General features: G+C 43.1%; 12 protein-coding genes. 3 read left to right on the forward strand and 9 right to left on the reverse strand.

Features of this window, described 5'->3' with window-relative positions; genetic code table 11:
- Positions 1–8 precede the first annotated feature (8 nt).
- Positions 9–1,226 carry an ABC transporter ATP-binding protein gene (locus NST40_RS28620; protein ID WP_342410235.1) on the reverse strand — a complete coding sequence of 406 codons (1,218 nt, stop codon included), beginning with the start codon at positions 1,224–1,226 and terminating at the stop codon, positions 9–11.
- Positions 1,227–1,236: 10 nt separating this feature from the next.
- A complete protein-coding gene (locus NST40_RS28625) occupies positions 1,237–2,607 on the reverse strand; it encodes an ABC transporter permease (protein WP_076220619.1) in 1,371 nt (456 codons plus the stop codon).
- A gap of 113 nt (positions 2,608–2,720) precedes the next feature.
- Here NST40_RS28625 and NST40_RS28630 point away from each other — a divergent pair, with 113 nt between their 5' ends.
- Positions 2,721–5,486: an O-antigen ligase family protein gene (locus NST40_RS28630; protein ID WP_342410236.1), complete on the forward strand. Its 2,766-nt coding sequence runs from the start codon at positions 2,721–2,723 to the stop codon at positions 5,484–5,486.
- A 65-nt stretch (positions 5,487–5,551) separates the two neighbouring features.
- Here NST40_RS28630 and galU read toward each other — a convergent pair whose 3' ends face one another.
- From galU to uvrB, 7 genes are all read right to left on the reverse strand, one after another.
- Positions 5,552–6,439, reverse strand: a complete 888-nt coding sequence (gene galU, locus NST40_RS28635) for a UTP--glucose-1-phosphate uridylyltransferase GalU (protein ID WP_076220717.1) — start codon at positions 6,437–6,439, stop codon at positions 5,552–5,554.
- 278 nt (positions 6,440–6,717) lie between these two features.
- Positions 6,718–9,240, reverse strand: a complete 2,523-nt coding sequence (locus NST40_RS28640; RefSeq protein WP_342410237.1) for a DUF3656 domain-containing protein — start codon at positions 9,238–9,240, stop codon at positions 6,718–6,720.
- A 693-nt stretch (positions 9,241–9,933) separates the two neighbouring features.
- Complete coding sequence (locus NST40_RS28645; RefSeq protein WP_076276880.1) at positions 9,934–11,847, reverse strand: stalk domain-containing protein; 1,914 nt, start codon at positions 11,845–11,847, stop codon at positions 9,934–9,936.
- A 27-nt stretch (positions 11,848–11,874) separates the two neighbouring features.
- Positions 11,875–12,924 (reverse strand): trypsin-like peptidase domain-containing protein, encoded by a 1,050-nt coding sequence (locus NST40_RS28650; RefSeq protein ID WP_249267658.1) that lies wholly within the window; start codon positions 12,922–12,924, stop codon positions 11,875–11,877.
- Between the two features lie 176 nt (positions 12,925–13,100).
- The gene (locus tag NST40_RS28655; protein WP_036678627.1) at positions 13,101–13,310 is read right to left on the reverse strand and encodes a DUF2759 family protein; all 210 of its coding nucleotides are present in this window, start codon (positions 13,308–13,310) and stop codon (positions 13,101–13,103) included.
- A gap of 966 nt (positions 13,311–14,276) precedes the next feature.
- Positions 14,277–17,150 (reverse strand): excinuclease ABC subunit UvrA, encoded by a 2,874-nt coding sequence (gene uvrA / locus NST40_RS28660; RefSeq protein ID WP_076276882.1) that lies wholly within the window; start codon positions 17,148–17,150, stop codon positions 14,277–14,279.
- A gap of 505 nt (positions 17,151–17,655) precedes the next feature.
- Positions 17,656–19,647, reverse strand: coding sequence for an excinuclease ABC subunit UvrB (gene uvrB, locus NST40_RS28665; RefSeq protein ID WP_036678623.1), 1,992 nt, complete (start codon positions 19,645–19,647; stop codon positions 17,656–17,658).
- Positions 19,648–19,826: 179 nt separating this feature from the next.
- On the opposite strand from uvrB, the gene NST40_RS28670 reads away from it, so the two are divergent.
- Positions 19,827–20,609, forward strand: coding sequence for a flagellar motor protein (locus NST40_RS28670; protein WP_076123782.1), 783 nt, complete (start codon positions 19,827–19,829; stop codon positions 20,607–20,609).
- Positions 20,606–21,442, forward strand: coding sequence for a flagellar motor protein MotB (locus tag NST40_RS28675; RefSeq protein ID WP_339245211.1), 837 nt, complete (start codon positions 20,606–20,608; stop codon positions 21,440–21,442). The genes NST40_RS28670 and NST40_RS28675 overlap by 4 nt, the downstream gene beginning before the upstream one ends.
- Positions 21,443–21,697: the final 255 nt, after the last annotated feature.

A 21,697-nucleotide genomic window follows, 5' to 3' on the forward strand; every position in this document is an offset into this window, starting at 1 on the left:
ATGAAAAATCAATTTAATATTTCCCATTTATGATTGATATAAACAAGTCCTTCAGAGAAATATTTATTCGTAATATTAAAACTAACTACATCTTGCTTATAATCTAAACAAACTATTCCTTCATTATTGAAAAGACCTACATCTAGTTGATACGTCCCACCAAGTAATGGCAAACTTGATATTACATATTTCACTTTATGCCTACCCCTAATATCAGGAATCTTAACTTTTTCTAGATGGGTATTCGGGCCAAATATATATTCTCTATCAGGAGTATAGAGCGCAACCCCTACTAATAAGCCTGGAATTGTCTTTTCATAAACTTCATATTCAACCTCAACTTCAACTTCATCAAACGTTTTGAACTTATTTTTATTAATATTCACCTTAGTAATCAATGATAGAATGTCTGGGTTACTTGGAATAACAAAATCATCGTGTGATACTTCCGCTGACTCCTTCAGCTCAATAACGTCATCACTATTTTCCAAATTACTATATCTCATGTAATCTTCATATAAATCAACAACTTCGCTAGAATCGCCTTCTGCCTCAATTCTTCCGTTCTTAATCCACACCGCTTTATTACAAAACCGTTTCACTTGTTCGGAAGCATGTGAGACAAATAATATAGTCGTCCCTTTGCTTTTTAATTCTTTCATTTTATCAATACACTTTGTCTGAAACCTTGCATCTCCTACAGCCAAGGCTTCATCTACTATTAAAATATCTGGTTCTACATTTATCGAAACAGCAAAGGCTAGTCTTGCAAACATTCCGCTGGAATAGACTTTAACCGCTTGATCTATAAAAACCCCAATATCTGCAAAATCAATTATAGCGCCGATTTTTTCATCCATTTTTTCTCTGGTGTATCCCATCATTAATCCATTTAAATAAATATTTTCCCTACCTGTATATTCCGGATTAAATCCTGCTCCCAACTCTAATATAGCAGAGATCTTCCCATTTATTTCAATCTCACCGCTGGTAGGAGTCAACACTCCAGTAATTAATTTTAAGAGCGTAGATTTGCCAGAACCATTTTTGCCTAGTATACCAATTGCATCGCCTTTTTCTACTGATAAAGTAATCCCATTTAGGGCTACAAACTCTTTATGGTAATTCTTTTTAAAAGGATGAATAGCTTCTTTAAAACGATCCATCGGTTTATCATATAGTTTGTACGATTTCACTATATTCTTTATATCAATTATCCCGTCCATCTCATCACTCCTAAAGTACATCAGAAAAATGCGGTTTAAGTTTCTTAAATACCTTAAGACCAAAGGTTAACATCAAAAAACATAAAAACCAGAAATAAGCTGTTTGGTACGGTCTATCAAAAAATAATACATTGTCTATTAAAGAATCCCTGAATCCCTGAACAATATAAAACATAGGGTTTAACTTAAACACTCGTCCCCAAAAATCAGATAACATTGTTACCGACCATCCAATAGGAGTAAACCAAAATCCCATTTGTAATATTACGGCTATAATTTGATTCAAATCCTTGAAGAAAAGAACAACCGCCGAAGTGAAAAACGAAAGTGATATCACTAATATTAACAGGCAAAAAACATAATATATTAATTGAGCATTATAAAGGGTTGGGTAATATCCATATATTGCGTAAACGATAAGTATAAAGGCAATGAAAAATAGATGTACAAAAAATGCAGAAAATACCTTTACTAAAGGTAATAATTCAATTTTAAACACAACTTTTTTTACTAGATAATTATATTCAGTAAAGGCATTAGTTGCACTTGAAAATGCATCTGAAAAGAAAAACCAAGGTATAATTCCAGCAATAAACCAAATTATAAATGGTATGTTTCCTACATCTCCACTTCTTAGACCAACCTGGAAAACAAACCAATAAGTAACTATTGTCAAAAGAGGATTAATAAATCCCCATAAAACGCCTAAATAAGAGGAAGCATATTTAGTTTTGAAGTCATTCTTAGCTAAATTTATTATTAGATTCTTATTTCCCAAAAAATCGTGGGCGAAATTAAAAGTTTCTTTCGAAAATCTTCCTATGAAGTAACAAAATCCAGCGACTATGAAACTGATAATCAATGAAATTATGCTTGGTCCCGAATCATTCCCTTGCTGAGATTGTTCAATATGTGAGCTCATATTGAACAATATAGATGGATCATTTCCCGTAGACTGAAGATCAATCTGCCCACTATTCTCATCTATATTTTTCAATTCCAATTGATTTAGTTTATAATCTAGCGTATTGAAGTTTACTTGGGCGTCGGATATTCCAGAAAAGTGAACATTTTTAATGGAAACCAAGCTTTCTTTATTCCCTGGATCTATTCTAATGAAGGCAAACCCTTTAGGAACCTTAAACTCCAAACTCTGCCAAATACCGGGCTGTGGGTATGGTTTGCCTATTGAGTCGGTCTCATTCCATCCATTATTAGAAGTAGCGAAAAAAATCTGATAATCATCTGATATCTCTGATTTAACATCCATATGTAAGTAGAGATTAACATTATCCTTAATATAAAAATCAATACAGTAATAAGAGCCTATGAAAATCACAAGTGTAAAACCTAAAAGAATAAGATGCTTTAATAACTTCATTCATATTTCCCCTAACTATTTCATTGAGTAACTTTACAAATCATATATAAGTTTAATTCAAATCAGTCATATGCTAAAATATTGTCGTACCTACAGGAAAAGGAGATTATAACGTGTCGAAACCAGTATACGGTAAAAACGCCGCTCAGTCGAGAAATGCAGAAAAGATAGCAATCCCGATCTGGGCATTGGTTGTTGCTTTCATTTTATTTTTGTGTTGGGCCCCATTTCAAGTGGGATTATTTAACGGTCAGCAATTAGACTTCGAAAAGCCAATCTATGTATCTGCATTACTAAGCGGCCTTTTGCTGCTAGTCTGCCTTGGCTTATACTACAAAAAATTCAAAATTGATGAGCAGAGGGATTTAGTAGCTTCAGCTTCTATATTGCTGCCTGTGACCTACGCTTTATCATTGTTTGTCGCAGTTTCGCATTATATGGCGATGAATATGCTGTTTATTCAGAGCATGTATGTTGCAGTCTTCATTATAGCCTTTTATCTCTTGAAGCAAAAGCAAGTAAATGTTGTCATTCAAAATGCTATATTGGCGATTGCTTATTTCATAGTGGGTTTTGGACTCTTAAATTGGCTAGGCAGCAGTAAATTAGCTGGCTCTCTTGTGGGCTGGTTCTCAAACACTGTACGGAACAGTATTTATTTAGAAGCAGTTATGACCGATTCTAATGGACTTCGATTGACTTCGATCTTTCAGTATGCGAACACATACGCTGCATTCTTGATGGCTTTTCTATTTGTAGCAATATTCGCGCTTATTCGCTCTAAAAATTGGTATGGAACCTTGACTCATGGCTTTATGTTAGTGCCAATCATTTTGTCGATCTTGTTAACCTTATCTCGTGGTGGCCTTGTCTTGCTACCTGTGGTATTTATACTTCTGCTTCTATTTCTAAAACCCGCACAGCAAATCCTTTGGATTCTACATTTAGGAGTTGCTGGTATTGTAGCTTTGCTCATTACAACACCCGTAACTAATCTAGGAATAGAGTTAAATGCGAGTTTCACTTCTTCTGCCGCTTTAAAAGGTTGGGGTTACCTGTTAGCAGCTTCACTAGTTGTAGCTGGCCTATCTTGGGTCATTCAGCGTTTTGTCGCTCCATGGTTGTATGCAAAACTAGAGAATTGGTCGTCACGTAAACGAACAGGTCTTTGGATTCCGCTCGGATCTGTCGCTCTAGTAGCTATTGTAGCTTTCTTACTTATCGGTACGAGTGCAAAAAGCATCTTACCTGACAATATGGAGACTCGTCTTGAGAACATCAATTTCCAACAACATAGCGTACTTGAACGGATTACCTTTTATAAAGATGCCATGAAGGTAGTTAAGGATTATCCAATCCTTGGTGCTGGTGGTGGAGGCTGGTCCTCATTATATGAACATTATCAGAATAACCCTTATACTAGCCGCCAGGTGCACAATTTCTTTCTTCAATTTTTGATCGAAGTTGGGATTCTTGGTTTTATCGTATTTATGGGTTTCATTCTGTATATTTTCTATAAGTATATTCGCGGGTATGTAAAACGGGATAAAAATGATTTTGAAAATGGTTTCTTCTATCTAATCATTGCTTTATCGATTCTTGTGCACAGTTTACTTGATTTCAATATGAGTTATGCCTTCATGGGGATACTCGTCTTCCTTGGACTGGCTGGGATGGCAGTTGTGATGGACAGCAAAAAGTTACGAAAAAATTGGAATAAAGCCGGTATTCGGCTTGGATATTTCGCAGCTCTCACAATAGGTACTGTGTTCTTGTTATTCCTTTCGATCAGCTATATAGGCTCCAATAATGCTGCTCTAAAGGGTAAGAATCTAATTAGAGTGAGCACTTCATATGAAGAAATTAAAGCACCGTTGGTTAAAGCCTTAAAAAGCCGCCCTAATCATCCTGAATCCGCCCTCTCCTTATCTGCTTTAGATATGACGGTATTCAACCAAACGCAAGATGAGCAATTTCTTGTTGAAGCAAATAATGTATTAACTCGTGCGCTCAAAGATGAGCCCTACAACAAAAATCTTTTAGCTCAAATGGCGAGCTACTATGATTTAAAGGGTCAAAGTGACCTTGCATACAATGTATACCTCGACAATGCTGATAAGTTCAATTGGGATATTAGTTGGTATGATGAATTAATCAGACGATCCTTTGTATTAGGCCAGCAAGCCCTTAATCAAAAGGATGAAGTTAAGAAAGAAAAGTACTTCGCAGAAGAGCTTGAAGCATATAACCACGTTCTCGCTGGGATTGAACATCTGAAGACTCTTCCACCAGAACAACTGCAAGGGCGTCCTTTCTCAGTAACGCCAACTATCGCTTTAAACGTTGGCAAAATGCAACTTATATCCGGACAAGAGGATGCAGCGAAGACCACTCTGAAGCTTAATTCGGATCCTAATTACACGGATATAATGAACAACGAAACTCCGTGGGATATAAATTGGTACAGTTCACTAATCAGCCGTTCATTTGATTTGGGGCAGGCAGCTTATGCACAACAAGATGATGAAGATAGAGTAGAACACATGAAAGCTGGCTTTGTCATTGGGCTTTTGGCCTACAATCATATATTGGCTGATAACGATCCTTCCAAGACTCCTGCTCCGGATGTGACACTGAAGGTTGGAACAATGCAATACATGTCAAGACAATTCAAACCCTCGGTGGCTACTTTAAAATCGGTACTAAGCCAAGATTTCTCAGATGCTAATAATCGTGAAATCGCTCGCTGGTACCTCGCCGCATTACAAAAAACGAACAACCAAGATCAAGCAGTGTATGATAAGCTGATCGCAGCCGATCCTGCGGAAGCAGCACAGATCGAAGAAATTGCGAATATGCAACTCCAAGATAGAAACTAATGAATAAAAAATAGCCTCTCACTGGATTACAGTAGGAGGCTATTTTCCTTTGTAATTATTTAAAATCATTTCCCTGTTTTGGCCGCTTCGCTTTCGACAAGCTCTTTCATATATCGAAGCAAATCATCTTTGAGTTCCTCGTGTTGAAGTGCATAATGAATGGTGGTCTGGATAAAGCCCATTTTCTCACCAACATCATGACGTTTACCTTCAAAGTCATAGGCAATAATTCGTTCAACCTCACTTAGACGTGCTATCGCATCGGTAAGTTGGATCTCTCCACCCACACCTACTTGCTGCTCACCAAGCATATCGAAGATTCGTGGGGTTAAAATATATCGTCCCAGAATAGCTAAGTTCGATGGAGCCTCTTCTCTCTTCGGCTTCTCTACTAGACGATTTGCCTTGTAGACACGTTCCGCCAAAGGCGAACCATCTACAACACCATACCGGGATACTTCCTCCCACGGAACAGGCTGAACACCCACGATAGAAGATTTATACTCATCATATATGTCAATCATCTGTTTGAGGCATGGTATGTTCGCTTCAACAATGTCATCGCCTAGTAGGACAGCAAACGGTTCGTTTCCTATGAATTTACGTGCACACCAAATCGCATGTCCGAGACCTCTTGGTTCTTTTTGACGAATGTAATGGATATCTGCCATTTCGGAAGATTTACGAACAGATTCAAGAAGCTCCCACTTTTGCTTCTCCGCTAGGTTAAATTCCAGTTCAAAAGAGTTATCAAAGTGGTCTTCAATCGCACGTTTGCCTTTCCCCGTTACAATAATAATATCCTCGATCCCGGAAGCGACCGCTTCTTCAACAATATATTGGATCGTCGGTTTATCTACAATCGGAAGCATTTCTTTAGGCATTGCTTTGGTCGCAGGTAAAAAACGAGTGCCGAGACCTGCGGCGGGAATAATCGCTTTACGGATCTTCATCACATTAACTCCTTCTATCGTATACTCTTTTCAATTTACATATCTGTATGTACCCTAAAATGGCATATTTCTTTCAATTATAGCAGTTACAGCACATTTATGTCAGAGTGTTTGTTATATTTGTATATCTATTCCATTGAAGTGAGAGGGAAGGAATACCCTCACGATATACTTTTTAGTATATGCAAATTTAGGTGAGGGCGAGATCAAATCTAATAAAAGGGCTAAGCAATACCAGCATCTACCTGGTAGTTACTTAGCCCTTTCTTTAACTCTTATTACTTCGCATTTACCAATTGCCCACGCGTTACGCCAAGTTGATTAGTAGCCTTTAGGCTCTTCCATACTTGTGTACCAGAGATTTCACCACGCAGAGCGCGACTGTAGAGGCTGATTACCTCAGCCACTTGCTCTGGCGTCTCTTCCAAGAACTCCACTCGGTATGAAGATACTCCTAGGTCACGGAAATTGTTCAAATACTCCGCACCAGACTGCTCAACAGCGTTATAGACGGTATTACGGCAGCCTTCATCCACACGAACTGGATGTGACATTCCAATACGGTCTTGCAAAGAAGCACGGTGCTCTTCACAAGGACGACCACAGTTCGTATAGTCTGTGCCTTCACTCATAAAGGTACAATACACACAGTGTTCAGTATGGAACATCGGCAAATGCTGATGGATAACGACCTCCATCCGGGACGTATCACTGTGTTCAAGCAGATCAACCATCTGTTGAATGTTCAAGTCATAGGATGGCGTTACTATGTCACAGCCAGCCTCAAGGAACAAATCCACTGCTTTATGATTGGCGATATTCAGTGAGAAATCACCGATCAGCCGTGGATGCACAGCATCCGGCTGCTCCTGGCGGCGGCGCAGATAATAATATAACGCGCCTGTATTACGCACGAGCACAGCATCCGGTTGCAAGCGAAGAATATTCGCGTGGTAGCCGTTCTCGCCCGGCATATGAATGCGCGGCGTGGCCAGCGCTATGCTGGCCCCTGCAGCCCGTACCGCATCTACCGCTGCCGGGAACTGCTTGATAAACTCGAAGTCGGCGTAGATGTTTCTCACGCCGGCCTCGAGCGCAGCCTGCACCTGCGGCAGGCTGCGGCACAGCGCGGTGAGCTCCGCTTCACCAGCGCGCTGCGGAGCGACGCCCTTGTGGGTGGCGTCGCCGTAAACCTCGATCGCCCGTTTCACATAGACGGGCGGTTTCGGGCGCTCGCCCGCAAGCAGCTCCACCGCTTGGCGGCGGATGCTGTTCAGCTCGCGCATAGGGACGATGACGTCGCCTTGCAGATGCGACTCCAACGCGTCAAGCTGGAACACGGTCCCGCCCAGGCGGCCGAATTGTTCTTCCAGCAGCGCGGTATCCATCGGACGCTTTTGCGCGGCTTCCAGCGCGAGCTCCGAGTCCACACGGACGGTAACGTTCTTCTGAACGTCCGTCCACCAAGTCGTCAGCTTCTCGCCGACGCAGCCTTGCACTCTAACATGTACCGGAAATACCCGGTACGGCTTTTCAGTTTCATAAGTCTGGCGCAGCGCCTTATCTAATGCAGGGTCATTTGTCTTCCAAATGCGGTCACCGACATTTAGACGACGAAGATCCACATCATTACGACCGGCTACGATGTCGATGATCCAGCCTTCTCCGGCTTCGCCTTCCAGCTTCACACCTTTACGACGAAGGTCGTAGACACGACCGCCTTCTTCTTTTTTCGTCGGATCGCCAGCGTCAAAAACAATTCCGTCCCCACGCTTAAGCGGTGCATGAATACGGCAGACCACTCCGTCACGCAGAATTTGCTCAATCGTCCCCAAATATACACCACGGCTTTTTGGGAAAGTCCCGTCTACCAGTTTCTTATTGTTCGTTCCATCCAGGAAACCATGTGTAAACCCGCGGGAGAAGCTTTGTTGCAGCTCGCGCACCTCCTCCTTCGAAGGTTTGGACAGATCGCCTTCAAAATACCGATCAATCGCTTTACGATACTTACTAACTACATTCGCTACATATTCCGGGCTTTTGAGGCGACCTTCGATTTTAAAAGAAGTCACACCCGCCTCGATCAGTTCAGGCATTAGATCAATTGCTGCCAGGTCCTTAGGAGAAAGCAAATAAGTTACGTCTCCCATAGGTTTTACCTCACCATCCACCATCAGATCATACGGCAGGCGGCAAGCCTGAGCACATTCACCGCGGTTGGCAGAACGTCCGCCCCACATTTCAGAGGTCAGACATTGACCTGAGTAGGAAACACACAAAGCACCGTGTACGAATACTTCCATCGGTAAGCGGGCTTGCTCCCCGATCGTACGAATTTGTTTCAAATTGTTCTCACGACCTAATACCACACGTTCCAAACTGAAAGGTTTAGTAAACTCGACCGCTTCCGGCGAAGTAATGGTCATCTGTGTCGATCCGTGAATCGGGAAATCCGGTGAGATTTCGCGGATCATTTTGACCAAACCTAAATCTTGTACAATTACTGCGTCCACGCCAGCATCCACGCACGCATCAATCAGTTCTTTTGCATCAGACAATTCATTTTCAAAAACCAGTATATTAAAGGTCAAAAAGCCCTTCACACCATAGCTATGCAAAAACGCCATAATTTCCGACAGCTCGTCCATGCGAAAGTTGTTCGCTCTGGCCCGTGCATTAAACTTCTCTACGCCAAAAAAGATAGCATCCGCTCCGTTTGCTACCGCTGCACGCATGCAGTTCCAATCACCTGCGGGTGCCAATAGCTCCACGTCTTCTCTGCGTATTTGTTGCTCTTTCATTTATATCCTCCCAAACCGCCATTTGACGGGTCATTTCTAGTTGATTAACTTGATAATTGTATCAAATATCACACTTGAGCGCTATGCGTTTACCAACATTTATATAGAATAAAAGTCATAATGCTGTCAGGAAGCTGACTTCTTGCTTATTGCTCTTTACTCCATGAATGTTGTAGAACATGCAACTTTATTGCCCAATTCAGCGCTTCGACAACTAAATGTTGTACATAAAGCATCATTCTCACACTCTAGTATCGACAACCGGTACAAAAAGTTGCAACATTTACAACAATTCACTAGAAAATCCGTGACATACGGGACATACGATAGAATGTTGTATCAAATACATCAATCCACCCTTTAGCTATTCACATTATGCCCAACTTGGATAACATTGGCTCCGAACCTCTAAAACAACCCTTCCGACAACCCTTCTATCGGTTTATAGTAACAAATATATGTATTTTTAATAATAGGCCGCAGGTATCCCTTATCCACTAAACTCTGCAACCATTTACGAGCAGTACGAAAGTTAACGCCATAATCGTTCATAACATCCTTAGGTCGAATCCCTTTTCCCCTTTATCCAAATAAAGAACGCCCCAAGCCAAATCGGCAACTGGGACGTTCTTCGTCTGATTAAATTATACGCCTCTATTCGTGTGTCAGCTACGATTTTCGTACTTTTTTTAACTACTTACTGTTTGTAAACCGAAACGATTGTAGTGTCTTGTCTAACAGAGCCTGCTGTTCTGCAGTGGCATTGGCATCATTCAGCGTAACGGTAATCGTGTAGACCACATCATTTTTACCAAACACAACCTGCTTACTGCGAAGAGGGATGCCATTTTTGATTTGATGTACAGTTATGATCGTAGCAGGGACATCCGCAATGGTAGATTCCACTACACTTTCTATACGAGAGCCTTTAGGATCATTATTTTTATTTTGATAAGCATCTTTGAGCACATTAACTGTATAATCCACTGAACCCTCGGGTTTTGAATTGATCTGTAGACGTCCTCCGCTGAAGCGATACTCAATCGACTGCGTCTCGAAAATATCCTGATAAGGTGTCCATAAACTTGGAATATCAATGGCATAACCGTAGGTTTTGGATACTTTGGTTAGTGTCTTATTTTTGAGCGTCTTATAATCATCACTAGCGAGCCGCCCGAAGTTCTCCTTCAGCAGAGCAAAATCAATATCAATAGAGGATATGATGGCTTTGAATTTTGCCTTATCGTCATCTTGCCCAGCAGCTGTTACATATTCAAAATAGTAACGATACCCATTTTTGAGTATGAGAGCTTGATATTCTGTAGTAACACCGTTGCCGTAATTTAGCTGTAGCTCATTAATTTGTGCGGATACGCCCGAGATCTCCGACTTGTTGCTGTCTTTCAGAATATAAGCATCCGCTACAAAGTTTTCTTTAGTTTTCATTTTCAGATCTTCAGCCCAGCTCTCTAGTGTAGAACCAGCAGGTGCCGAGGTAACTGCCACACTCAGATGACTTCCCTGCTTACTCTCGTAATAGAGATGCTGGTCGTCCTTACTCCAATCTGCGGGAACCTGTAGTGAAATCCCATAGTCCTCATTGTACGCGTCACGCAATCCACTTTTCACCGTAGAAAGATCACGGATTTTTTTGCTTTTAGTATCAAAAGAAGGCTGGAAAGAGTTAAGTAATCCTGTATATTTAGCAAAATCCTTATAATTAACTGCTTTGTTATCCGTCAAATAAATCTCGTAGAGTCGACCTTCAGCATATAACAGTCTGCTCTCCCAGAGCGCTCCACTGGAATCTTTACTGATCAATCTAGCATAAGGTACCGCGGCCTTGGGGAACGACTCCCGATCCAATATCAACTCCCCACCTGCCTCGACCTCCCGAACCAGCTGTTCCAGCAGCCCATCCGCATCCACCGCAACCGCCTGGTCACTTACATGAATCTCCACATAATATAGATTGTCCGCACTTGAAAAGGTAGCCACACTTTCATCTCCACCGCTATTTCCAGCAATCAGCCCAGAGGGATAATTCAGTGTCCATTGAAAATAGCTGTTCCCAATTTGAGTCTTACCAACATCGCTGTCAATCCCAGTCTCCTCTGGCGTTTCTTCTTCGTTGTCTATAGGCACTAGGGTAACCATTAGCTCACCCCCACTCCCTTGAGAGAGAGTCGCACCTAACACATCAGCTACAAAACGTAGCGGTACCATCAGCACGTCTGAAACCATCCGGGGCGCTGAGCCCAGTTTAACTTTGATCCCATCCTTCCAAGCGATATCACTCCCAATCGTCATCACCCCTGAATGAGCACCATAGGTTACTTTTACAACATTGTTCTGCTCTAAGGAAACAGTGCTGCCAAACGTCTTTTTAAAAACCCCAAGCGGGACCATAACCGTTCCATTCTCCGTATAAGGCCGCTCGATAGCCACCTTCTTACCATTCACCGTAGCTGAAGTACTGCCAACTTTTAGACTCAGCTGTAGCTTATCTCCTTGTGAAGCTAATACTGTTTGTATGGGTAATATAGAAAATAGCAGTAATAAGGTCAGCATCGCACAAAATCCTTGTTTTAAAATTTTCAAGCCCATTTACCGTCCCCCTCTCCAGTTTGCTAATCACTCTTCCGCGTGCTCGTCCCCATCCGTTTCATAATCATCTCCGCTTAACAATGGATCACCTTGAGTGAGCACGAGTTTACGGACGACGATATCCCCATCGCTTTGCATAACCAGCCGCACAGTTGCTCCCGGCAGGTAGCTTTTGAACAATTCATTAATATCAACTAGTGAGACCACACGATGCCCATCAATGCTATACAAGACGTCCCCTTCAGCAACCCCTGACTTGAGCGCTTCTGAAGACACCACCTTAGTGACGGACAGCGGGTCCAGCGTTGGCAATCCCACAATCGTAGACCAGCTCGCCTCCAGCTCTAGCCCTAGACTCGGATGCTGTACCTCACCATATTTTAAAAGTTGGTTCATAATATACTGCACAGTATTCGCTGGAATCGAAAACCCCATATTTTCCACACCCACCGCTGAGTATTTCAGGCTGTTGATTCCCAGCACCTCACCTTTCATATTTACAAGCGGCCCTCCGCTGTTTCCGGGATTAATCGCAGTGTCACTCTGGATAAGACGATAAGCCGCATCTACCTCACGGTTAAGACCACTTATAACGCCTACAGTCGCTGAGTTTCGTAGAGAAAAGCTAATCGGTGTTCCGATAGCAATAACCTTCTCCCCAACCACTGTTTTGCTATTCGCTGGAATAAACTTGGCGGGCTTTAAATGGGTGGCATTGATTTTGATCAGCGCCAGATCACTAACTTCATCCAGATAGGTTTCTTTAACGCTGTAGGTTTTGGAGTCCGAAGTGACCACTATGGCATTTTGCAGATCCTTGATTACATGAGCATTGGTTACAATCCATCCGTTCGATTTCACAATGATGCCGGAGCCATGCGTCAGATTGTACCGATCATCCGGGCCACTATTCCCGCCACTCTCGTCTTTGCCGATAATGCCCACAACAGAAGGAGTGATACTTTTAATAATTCCAGGTATCGGATCTTCTGCCGCTGCTTTACTAACCACCTTACTAGTACTATCAAAAGCAAACACCGACTGACTCCATACTCCCGACAGCACTACGCCGCACAGTAATAGACCTAATCCTTTCTTCACCAGCTTCTCCCCAATACTCCTCATTCCTCACCAGACCCTCTCTTTGCTCATGGATAAATTTTACATTATATTATTTGAAAAAAGACGCCTTCAATGCGCCCATGGCGTTAAAGGAGTCTTTTGGTGCAAAGCTGTTCAATTTAGTTCTTTCATTAACTTAACCAATGCATCACCATGGCATAGTCAGAGATCACAAAAACCAGCAAGCTAACGGCTCCAAAACCAATGGCAAATTTGTTCTTCTGGGGAGCTTTCAATAGTCGAACAACCCCGACCAAAATCAAGATGGTAAATAAAATCATAAACACATCAAAGGTATGAAATTTAGACGGTCCTTGCGCGGCAACTTCTGCAAGCAGCATAACCTTACCTCCTCAAAAATGTTGTCAAGCAAGATCCAGTAATCCCCATATCACCTTCTATGTTATCGCTACCATTTGGGCGATGCAATAGGTTTTGTAGAAAAATTATGTATTTGTCGTAAAAAATATATTTTATCCCTGCAAAATCCGTAATAACGATGAGATTGATCACTGACAATTGGGGTGGCTTAGTGAAAGTACTGTGAGTCCAATCAACTCTATCGTCATGAAGGTTACAATAGAAAGTCCGTTAACTGCTTTAGAGATGAGATAAATTGAGCAGTGAATTGGAATTGGAATTGGAATTGGAATTCAGAACTTAGAACTCTGGGCTCGAAATTTAGGGTGTTAATGAATTAGGGAAATATTCCCTAAAATTAATCGATTATCAGCTCATTTTGTGATTATCAGGGAATTCCTCCCTAAAAATCATTAGAAAACCGGCTATATGAATGAATCTACCCGATAATTAGGGAGGTTTTCCCGGATTTCACCTTTTATGATCTAAAAACTCGGATTTTCAGGGAGGTTTTCCCTAATCTAATAAACAGTTATTTGATAGAGTGATATGAATGATTAATTATTCGGTTTTCAAGGAACTTTTGACCCTAACGTTAGTCAATTACCCGTTAACCCTATCAACAGAATACTCCTCATTGAATCTTACTACGAACATGTCCTACATATGCCTACCTTGCCTATTATTAAATCCATTTTTTCTATAGAATCCGTATAACTTTTGCTAGAAAGATCACATCATATATCTATGAGCCGTCTTTCGTATAATTACCGGATAATCCTACAACGTCTTAAATGGCCTTGACTCCATTCTAGAGGACGAGGTTAGCCGTTCGTTGTTATTTGTTAGATATTTCCCTAGTAAAAACTATTGCTTACAACCTACAATAAAAGCCCCGGTAAGATACCGAGGCCTTATTATACATAGGTTATATTACTTACTATTTATTAAAGGGTTTCCGCCGTCTCAAGTATAAGCGCTTCGGTCCGCTCTGTATCACGAATCAGAACCGGCTTCAGATACTTACCTGTGTAAGACTCTGTGACTGTAATGATCTTCTCCGGTGTTCCTGTTGCCAGGACAGTACCCCCGCCGCTACCACCTTCCGGTCCCATATCGATGATATAATCCGCTGTCTTGATTACATCCAGATTATGTTCAATAACAAGAACAGATTCTCCGGAATCCACCAAACGATGCAACACCTCAAGGAGACGACCAATGTCATCTACATGCAGGCCTGTCGTAGGCTCATCCAAAATATAAAGTGTTTTACCCGTGCTGCGACGGTAGAGCTCAGAAGCCAATTTTACCCGCTGTGCTTCACCACCGGATAAAGTGGTTCCTGGTTGGCCAATCTTAATGTAACCAAGGCCTACATCCATTAGTGTTTGCATTTTACGATGGATACGCGGAATATTTACAAAGAACTCCGTTGCGTCCTCTACCGTCATCTCTAACACATCTGAAATGTTTTTGCCTTTATATTTCACTTCTAGTGTTTCCCGGTTATACCGTTTGCCCTTACATACTTCGCAAGGGACATACACATCCGGCAAGAAGTGCATCTCAATCTTAATGATCCCGTCTCCACGGCAAGCTTCACAACGTCCGCCTTTTACGTTAAAGCTGAAGCGTCCCTTTTGGAAACCACGTACCTTAGCCTCATTTGTCTTGGAGAACAGGTCACGGATGTCATCGAATACACCTGTATAGGTTGCTGGATTGGAACGCGGTGTCCGCCCGATTGGCGACTGATCGATTTCAATAACCTTATCGAGATTTTCTAGTCCACGAATTTCTTTATGCTGACCAGGACGCACCTTCACAGCCTTATTCAACTGCCGTGCCAGACTCTTGTAAAGAATCTCGTTGATAAGCGAGGATTTACCGGAACCCGATACACCTGTCACCGCTGTAAATACACCTAATGGAATCTTCACATTCACATTTTTCAGGTTATTCTCTTTAGCACCACGTATTTCTACCCAGCGATCATCGGTAGGACGGCGTTTAGCAGTAACCGGAATAAATTTACGTCCGCTTAAATATTCACCCGTTAATGAATTCGGATCTTTCATAATCTCTTCTGGCGTCCCTTGAGCCATAACTTGTCCACCATGAATACCTGCGCCCGGACCAATATCAATAATATAATCCGCTGCCATCATCGTATCTTCATCATGCTCTACAACAATCAGCGTGTTGCCTAAATCACGCATATGCGCAAGCGTAGAGATCAGGCGATCATTATCCCGTTGATGCAAACCAATACTTGGCTCATCCAGAATGTACAATACACCCATGAGACTTGAACCGATCTGAGTAGCCAACCGAATACGCTGCGCCTCTCCACCGGAAAGCGAACCCGCTGCACGGCTAAGCGTCAAATAATCCAAACCTACATTCACAAGGAATCCAAGCCGATTACAGATCTCTTTTAAAATGAGATTGGCGATGGCTGTTTCTTTTTCGCTCAATTTTATCTCTTCAAACCAATGCTGGCAGTCTCCTATTGAAAGGTCCGTAACATCAGAAATATTATGATCGTTGATGGTCACAGCTAATATTTCTTTTTTCAGACGTTTACCTTTACATACATGACAAGGCTTAGCACTCATAAACCCTTCGATAAATTCACGAATACCATCCGAAGCAGTTTCACGGTAACGCCGCTCTAGGTTAGGTATAATCCCTTCAAAAGCAACCATCGCATCTTTCTTTTGACCGAAATCATTTTCATAACGGAAGCGGACTTTCTCACTGCCTGTACCATTCAGTAACTTATTCATATGATCAGGCGTCAGACTGCTTACCGGAACGTTTTGTGGAATTTTAAAGTGTTCACAAACCGACTTCAGAAATTGCGGATAGTAATTAGAAGTACTTCCAGTCCAAGCTAAAAAGGCACCTTCTTCAATGGATTTCTCAGCATCAGGAATAAGCAGGTCTGGATCGACAACCATTTTCATGCCAAGTCCATCGCACTCTGTACAAGCTCCAAACGGACTGTTGAAAGAGAACATCCGTGGTGCCAACTCTTCAATACTAAAACCACAAATTGGACAAGCAAAGTTTGAGCTGAAAAGCAGCTCTTCCTGGCCGATGATATCAACAAGGATTTTACCGCCCGAAAGCTTAAGCGCCGTCTCCAGTGAATCCGTCAGCCGGGTCTCCACATCGTCTTTAACAACGATCCGGTCTACCACAACTTCTATTGTATGTTTTTTATTCTTTTCTAGTTCAATATCCTCAGACAGATCTCTTAGCTCGCCGTCCACACGCACACGTACGAAGCCTTGCTTAGAGATATCTGTGAAAAGTCCTTTATGCTCACCTTTACGTCCTGAAATGATTGGCGCCAGGATCTGTAACCGAGTTTTCTCTGGATACTGCATAATCCGGTCTACCATCTGTTCAACGGTCTGGGAGGTAATCTCAATGCCATGCTCTGGGCAATGGGGATGACCAATACGTGCAAAGAGCAGCCGCAAATAGTCATAAATCTCCGTAACTGTACCTACCGTGGAGCGTGGGTTCCGGCTTGTTGTCTTCTGATCTATAGATATCGCCGGGGACAAACCATCAATCGAATCCACATCTGGTTTCTCCATTTGTCCCAAAAACTGACGTGCATAAGCCGACAAAGATTCAACATAACGCCGTTGTCCTTCAGCATAAATCGTATCAAATGCAAGCGATGATTTACCTGAGCCGCTAAGTCCCGTCAGCACGACGAAACGGTCACGTGGAATCGTCACATCGATGTTTTTGAGATTGTGCGCCCTCGCGCCTTTAATTACAATATTTTCGTTCGCCAACGGAACCTCTCCTTTTAAAAAAACTATTTCAACTTTATTTCAAGATATTCTCAAAGCCTTTTCAAAGCCCTTTCAAAGCCTTTCGATCCCTCCCAAACCCTCCCTTCCAAGGGAGGGCCCCAAGGGTTGCACCCTCTGGACACCCGCATTTTCTGGAGAAGGAGTATGGTGGGAGGTAACTTAGTGACTACGACGCTCGGAGCGCTTATCCCTGCGGGACCGCTTGGACGTTAGCGCACTAACTAAAGACAGGTACATGCAACTGTCATAAACGTTGCATGGTGCTGTCCCTGCGGGATACGCATAAGTGCCAAGTGCATTGCATGTTGCTGTCCCTGTGGGATACGCATAAATGCCAAGTTCATTGCATGGTGCTGTCCCTGCGGATACGCATAAGTGCCATAAACATCGCGGGATACGCGACCCTCTATTGATTCAAAAAGAACGGTCTAGGACAGCACCGTTCAATACCTATTTTAAATATCGGTGATGCATTAATGGTTTGTTACTCAGCCCGAAGCTCCAGCAATGCGTCGCGTAGCTCTGCCGCGCGTTCGAATTGCAGGTTCTTGGCAGCGTCCTTCATTTCAGCTTCCAGACGCTGGATCAGACTTTGTTTTTCTTTCTTATTCATCTTGCCACCAACACCTGTGAGATAATCAGCTTTAGACTCAGCAACCTTCGTTGCCTCGATGATGTCACGCACTTTTTTATTAATAGTGGTGGGGGTGATGCCATGTTTCTCATTATGAGCAATTTGAATGGCGCGACGGCGTGATGTTTCACTCATCGCCTTCTCCATCGAATCAGTGATCCGATCACCATACATGATTACACGACCCTCAGAGTTACGAGCCGCACGGCCAATCGTCTGAATTAGTGAACGTTCGGAACGAAGGAACCCTTCTTTATCGGCATCGAGAATTGCAACTAAAGATACCTCCGGTAAGTCGAGACCTTCTCTCAGGAGGTTAATCCCTACCAGTACATGGAACGTACCGAGACGAAGATCCCGCAAGATCGCCATCCGTTCCAGCGTCTTGATGTCAGAGTGCATATAACGAACCTTAATCCCGATTTCCTTAAAGTAGTCTGTCAGATCCTCCGACATCTTCTTCGTCAAAGTGGTAACGAGTACACGTTCATCGCGTTCGACCCGGTCACGGATTTCGCTAATCAGATCATCAATCTGACCTTCTGTAGGACGGACCTCGATGATTGGATCCAATAAACCAGTCGGACGGATAATCTGCTGCACCATAGTTTCGCAGTGTTCCATTTCATAAGGTCCAGGTGTCGCGGAAACGTAAATGATCTGGTTTACTTTATCTTCGAACTCTTCGAACTGAAGCGGACGGTTATCCAGTGCAGAAGGCAGACGGAAACCATGCTCTACCAACACTGTTTTACGCGCCCGGTCACCGTTATACATCGCCCGAATTTGCGGAAGGGTAACATGGGATTCATCTACGACGATTAACATATCATCAGGAAAATAATCCATTAACGTATATGGAGTTGCTCCCGGTTCCCTGAAGGTTAGTGGCCCGGAATAGTTCTCGATCCCCGAACAGAAACCCACTTCCTTCATCATTTCAATGTCGTAACGTGTCCGTTGTTCCAAACGTTGCGCTTCCAGAAGCTTGCCTGCGTCACGAAGCACGGTCAACCGCTCTTCTAGCTCCCGTTCAATATTGACTATTGCTACACGCATCGTTTCTTCCTTGGTAACAAAGTGAGAAGCCGGAAAAATGGCGACATGATCGCGTTCACCGATCAATTCGCCCGTTAAAACATCTATTTCAGTGATCCGCTCAATCTCATCCCCAAACAATTCAACACGAATCGCATGTTCACCCTGAGAGGCCGGGAAGATCTCAACCACATCACCACGTACACGGAATGTTCCGCGTACAAAATTGATATCATTGCGCTGGTATTGAATATCCACCAGTCTGCTCAGAATCTCATTGCGCGGTTTCTCCATCCCAACCCGCAAGGACAACAGCAAGCTTCCGTATTCCATTGGTGAACCGAGACCGTAAATACAAGACACACTCGCTACAATAATAACGTCACGCCGTTCGAACAAGGAGCTTGTCGCGGAGTGGCGAAGTTTATCAATCTCTTCGTTAATACTGGAATCTTTCTCAATATAAGTATCGGAGGAGGGAATATACGCCTCTGGTTGGTAATAGTCGTAGTAGCTGACGAAATAGTCTACCGAATTATTCGGGAAAAACTCCTTAAACTCACTTGCCAGCTGGGCAGCGAGTGTCTTGTTATGCGCAATAACCAGCGTGGGGCGATTTAATTTGGAAATAACTTGCGCGACAGTAAAGGTCTTCCCTGTACCTGTCGCTCCCAGCAGCGTCTGGTGCTTCTTACCCTGCCGGATGCCTTGTAGTAATTCATCTATGGCATGAGGCTGATCGCCCTGGGGTGTATACTCGGACTCCAATTCAAAAGTCTTCGTACTGACGACAATATCACTCATTTGCCCGTCTCCCCTCTATCGTCTAAACTAGATTAATATATTATAATTGTTGTCTGAATCTTCTCTCTCCATACGACAGTAAAAAATATGGAAGATAAGAATATGTGTTCCCGTTCATTATACAGTGTTGCTTAGATCGATGCAAACCATAATACACAGAAATGTTAGGAGCTTGAAGCATGGATATTACCGCAATAATCGGCCTAGTGGCCGGACTGGCTGCGCTAATCGGCGGCTACCTCTGGGAAGGCGGAAGCCTTTCCGGACTGCTGCAGCTTAATGCAGCTTTGATTGTATTTGGAGGTACGATTGCTGCCGTAATGATCAGCTTCCCGGCAGCTAAGCTACGCTCCATTCCCGCCGCTCTGCGCATGGCTTTTGGCCGCAATCCTGAACGTGATGAAGAGAAAGCAGAAGAGCTTATCGCAATGGCCACAGTGGCCCGCCGCGGCGGCGTTTTAATGCTCGAAAAACAAGCGGAACTACATCCTGATCCTTTTACACGCGAAGGACTGTTGCTTATCGTCGATGGCACTGACCCTGAGCAGGTAAGACAGATTTTGGAATTGGAAATGGATGCGAAAGAATTGAAGCATGAAAGCTACGCCAAGATTTTTGAAGCCGCTGGCGGATATGCTCCAACGATGGGGATCATCGGTACAGTTATGGGACTCATTAGGGTACTGGGCAACCTTACGGACCCATCAAATCTAGGTACCTCTATCGCAGTAGCGTTCACTGCAACACTGTACGGAGTAGCCATCGCTAATCTAATATTTTTACCCATTGCTTCCAAAATCAAATCCCGCAGCCAAAGTGAGCTGCATAGCATGGAGATGCTGCTAGTAGGCATTCTTTCTCTACAGAACGGGGATCATCCGCTGCTGGTGCGTAAAAAACTGAACTCCTTCATTTCAGACACCACCACAGATGACCGTGCAGAAGCAAGAGGTTTTATATGAGACAAAGAGACCGGCGCAAACGGCGGGTAGAGAATCGAGAAAGCCGTGATCGTTGGATGATTACTTACGCTGATCTAATTACACTTTTACTTATATTTTTCGTTATATTGTATGCGATGAGCAGCCTGGACACTGACAAATATAATATCGTAACCGGCTCTTTATCCGAGACTTTCAAGTCGAGCAGCACTGTTCTTGAAGGCGGGGACGGTATTTTAGATGCTGGAAAGACCCCTGACAACAAACCAGAGAGTACAGATGGGAATGGAAATGCGAACGCAACTGCAAAACCAAATGACGGTTCTGATGAACAAACGGAGAATGAAACACCTTCAGCACGGGAGTTGGCTTTTCGAGAACAAGAGGCGAAGCTTGCTGAGTTAATGGGTGTGATCACCCACTATGTGGAGGAGAATAATCTCGGTGAACAAATATTTGTAGCCGACAAACCGCAGGGCATAGAAATCACGCTCAGCGACCGTTTTCTTTTTGATGTGGGTAAAGCAGATGTGAAGTCACCAGCCCTTCCAGCTCTTCAGCAGTTGTCTGGCTTATTCAAAGATATCGGGGCAACGATCAGCATTGAAGGACATACGGATAATACACCAGTGTCATCAGCTTCACGTTATAACGACAATTGGGAGCTATCGGGTGCTCGTGCGCTTTCTGTGCTGCGCTTTTTCTTAGATAATGAAGGACTGAACCCGGACACTTTTCAATATGCAGGTTATGCCGATACCCGACCAACAGCAGATAATACTACGGTAGCAGGCAAACAGAAAAATCGACGCGTAGAGATCATTGTACTTCGACAGCTTCAAGAGGTGGAATAAAAGTTTGCGCTCAGAGCTAAGTTCGGCAGCAGGGGCAATGGCAATTACCACATTGAGCTAACAAGGGGCTTCATCCAATTTAATTAGGGAAAACCTCCCTGATTATTCACCTATTATCGTATCCAATCGCGGAATGAGGGAATTTCTCCCTGATTATTACTCTTTTTAGTCTGAAATAGTGGTTTTACCGAGATGATTAGGGAGGAATTTCCTAAAACCCTAACTCTCACGCTATAATCGTCTAAAAAGAGGGAG

The organism is Paenibacillus sp. FSL R10-2778 (assembly GCF_038593035.1).
Lineage (GTDB): Bacteria > Bacillota > Bacilli > Paenibacillales > Paenibacillaceae > Paenibacillus_AQ > Paenibacillus_AQ odorifer.

Bases quoted from the DNA above. Each gene is read 5' to 3' on its own strand.
- NST40_RS28670 (WP_076123782.1), top strand. From the start codon at position 19,827: ATGGATATTACCGCAATAATCGGCCTAGTGGCCGGACTGGCTGCGCTA.
- uvrB (WP_036678623.1), bottom strand. From the start codon at position 19,647: ATGAGTGATATTGTCGTCAGTACGAAGACTTTTGAATTGGAGTCCGAG.
- NST40_RS28620 (WP_342410235.1), bottom strand. From the start codon at position 1,226: ATGGACGGGATAATTGATATAAAGAATATAGTGAAATCGTACAAACTA.
- NST40_RS28625 (WP_076220619.1), bottom strand. From the start codon at position 2,607: ATGAAGTTATTAAAGCATCTTATTCTTTTAGGTTTTACACTTGTGATT.
- NST40_RS28645 (WP_076276880.1), bottom strand. From the start codon at position 11,847: ATGGGCTTGAAAATTTTAAAACAAGGATTTTGTGCGATGCTGACCTTA.
- galU (WP_076220717.1), bottom strand. From the start codon at position 6,439: ATGAAGATCCGTAAAGCGATTATTCCCGCCGCAGGTCTCGGCACTCGT.
- NST40_RS28655 (WP_036678627.1), bottom strand. From the start codon at position 13,310: ATGCTGCTTGCAGAAGTTGCCGCGCAAGGACCGTCTAAATTTCATACC.
- NST40_RS28640 (WP_342410237.1), bottom strand. From the start codon at position 9,240: ATGAAAGAGCAACAAATACGCAGAGAAGACGTGGAGCTATTGGCACCC.
- NST40_RS28675 (WP_339245211.1), top strand. From the start codon at position 20,606: ATGAGACAAAGAGACCGGCGCAAACGGCGGGTAGAGAATCGAGAAAGC.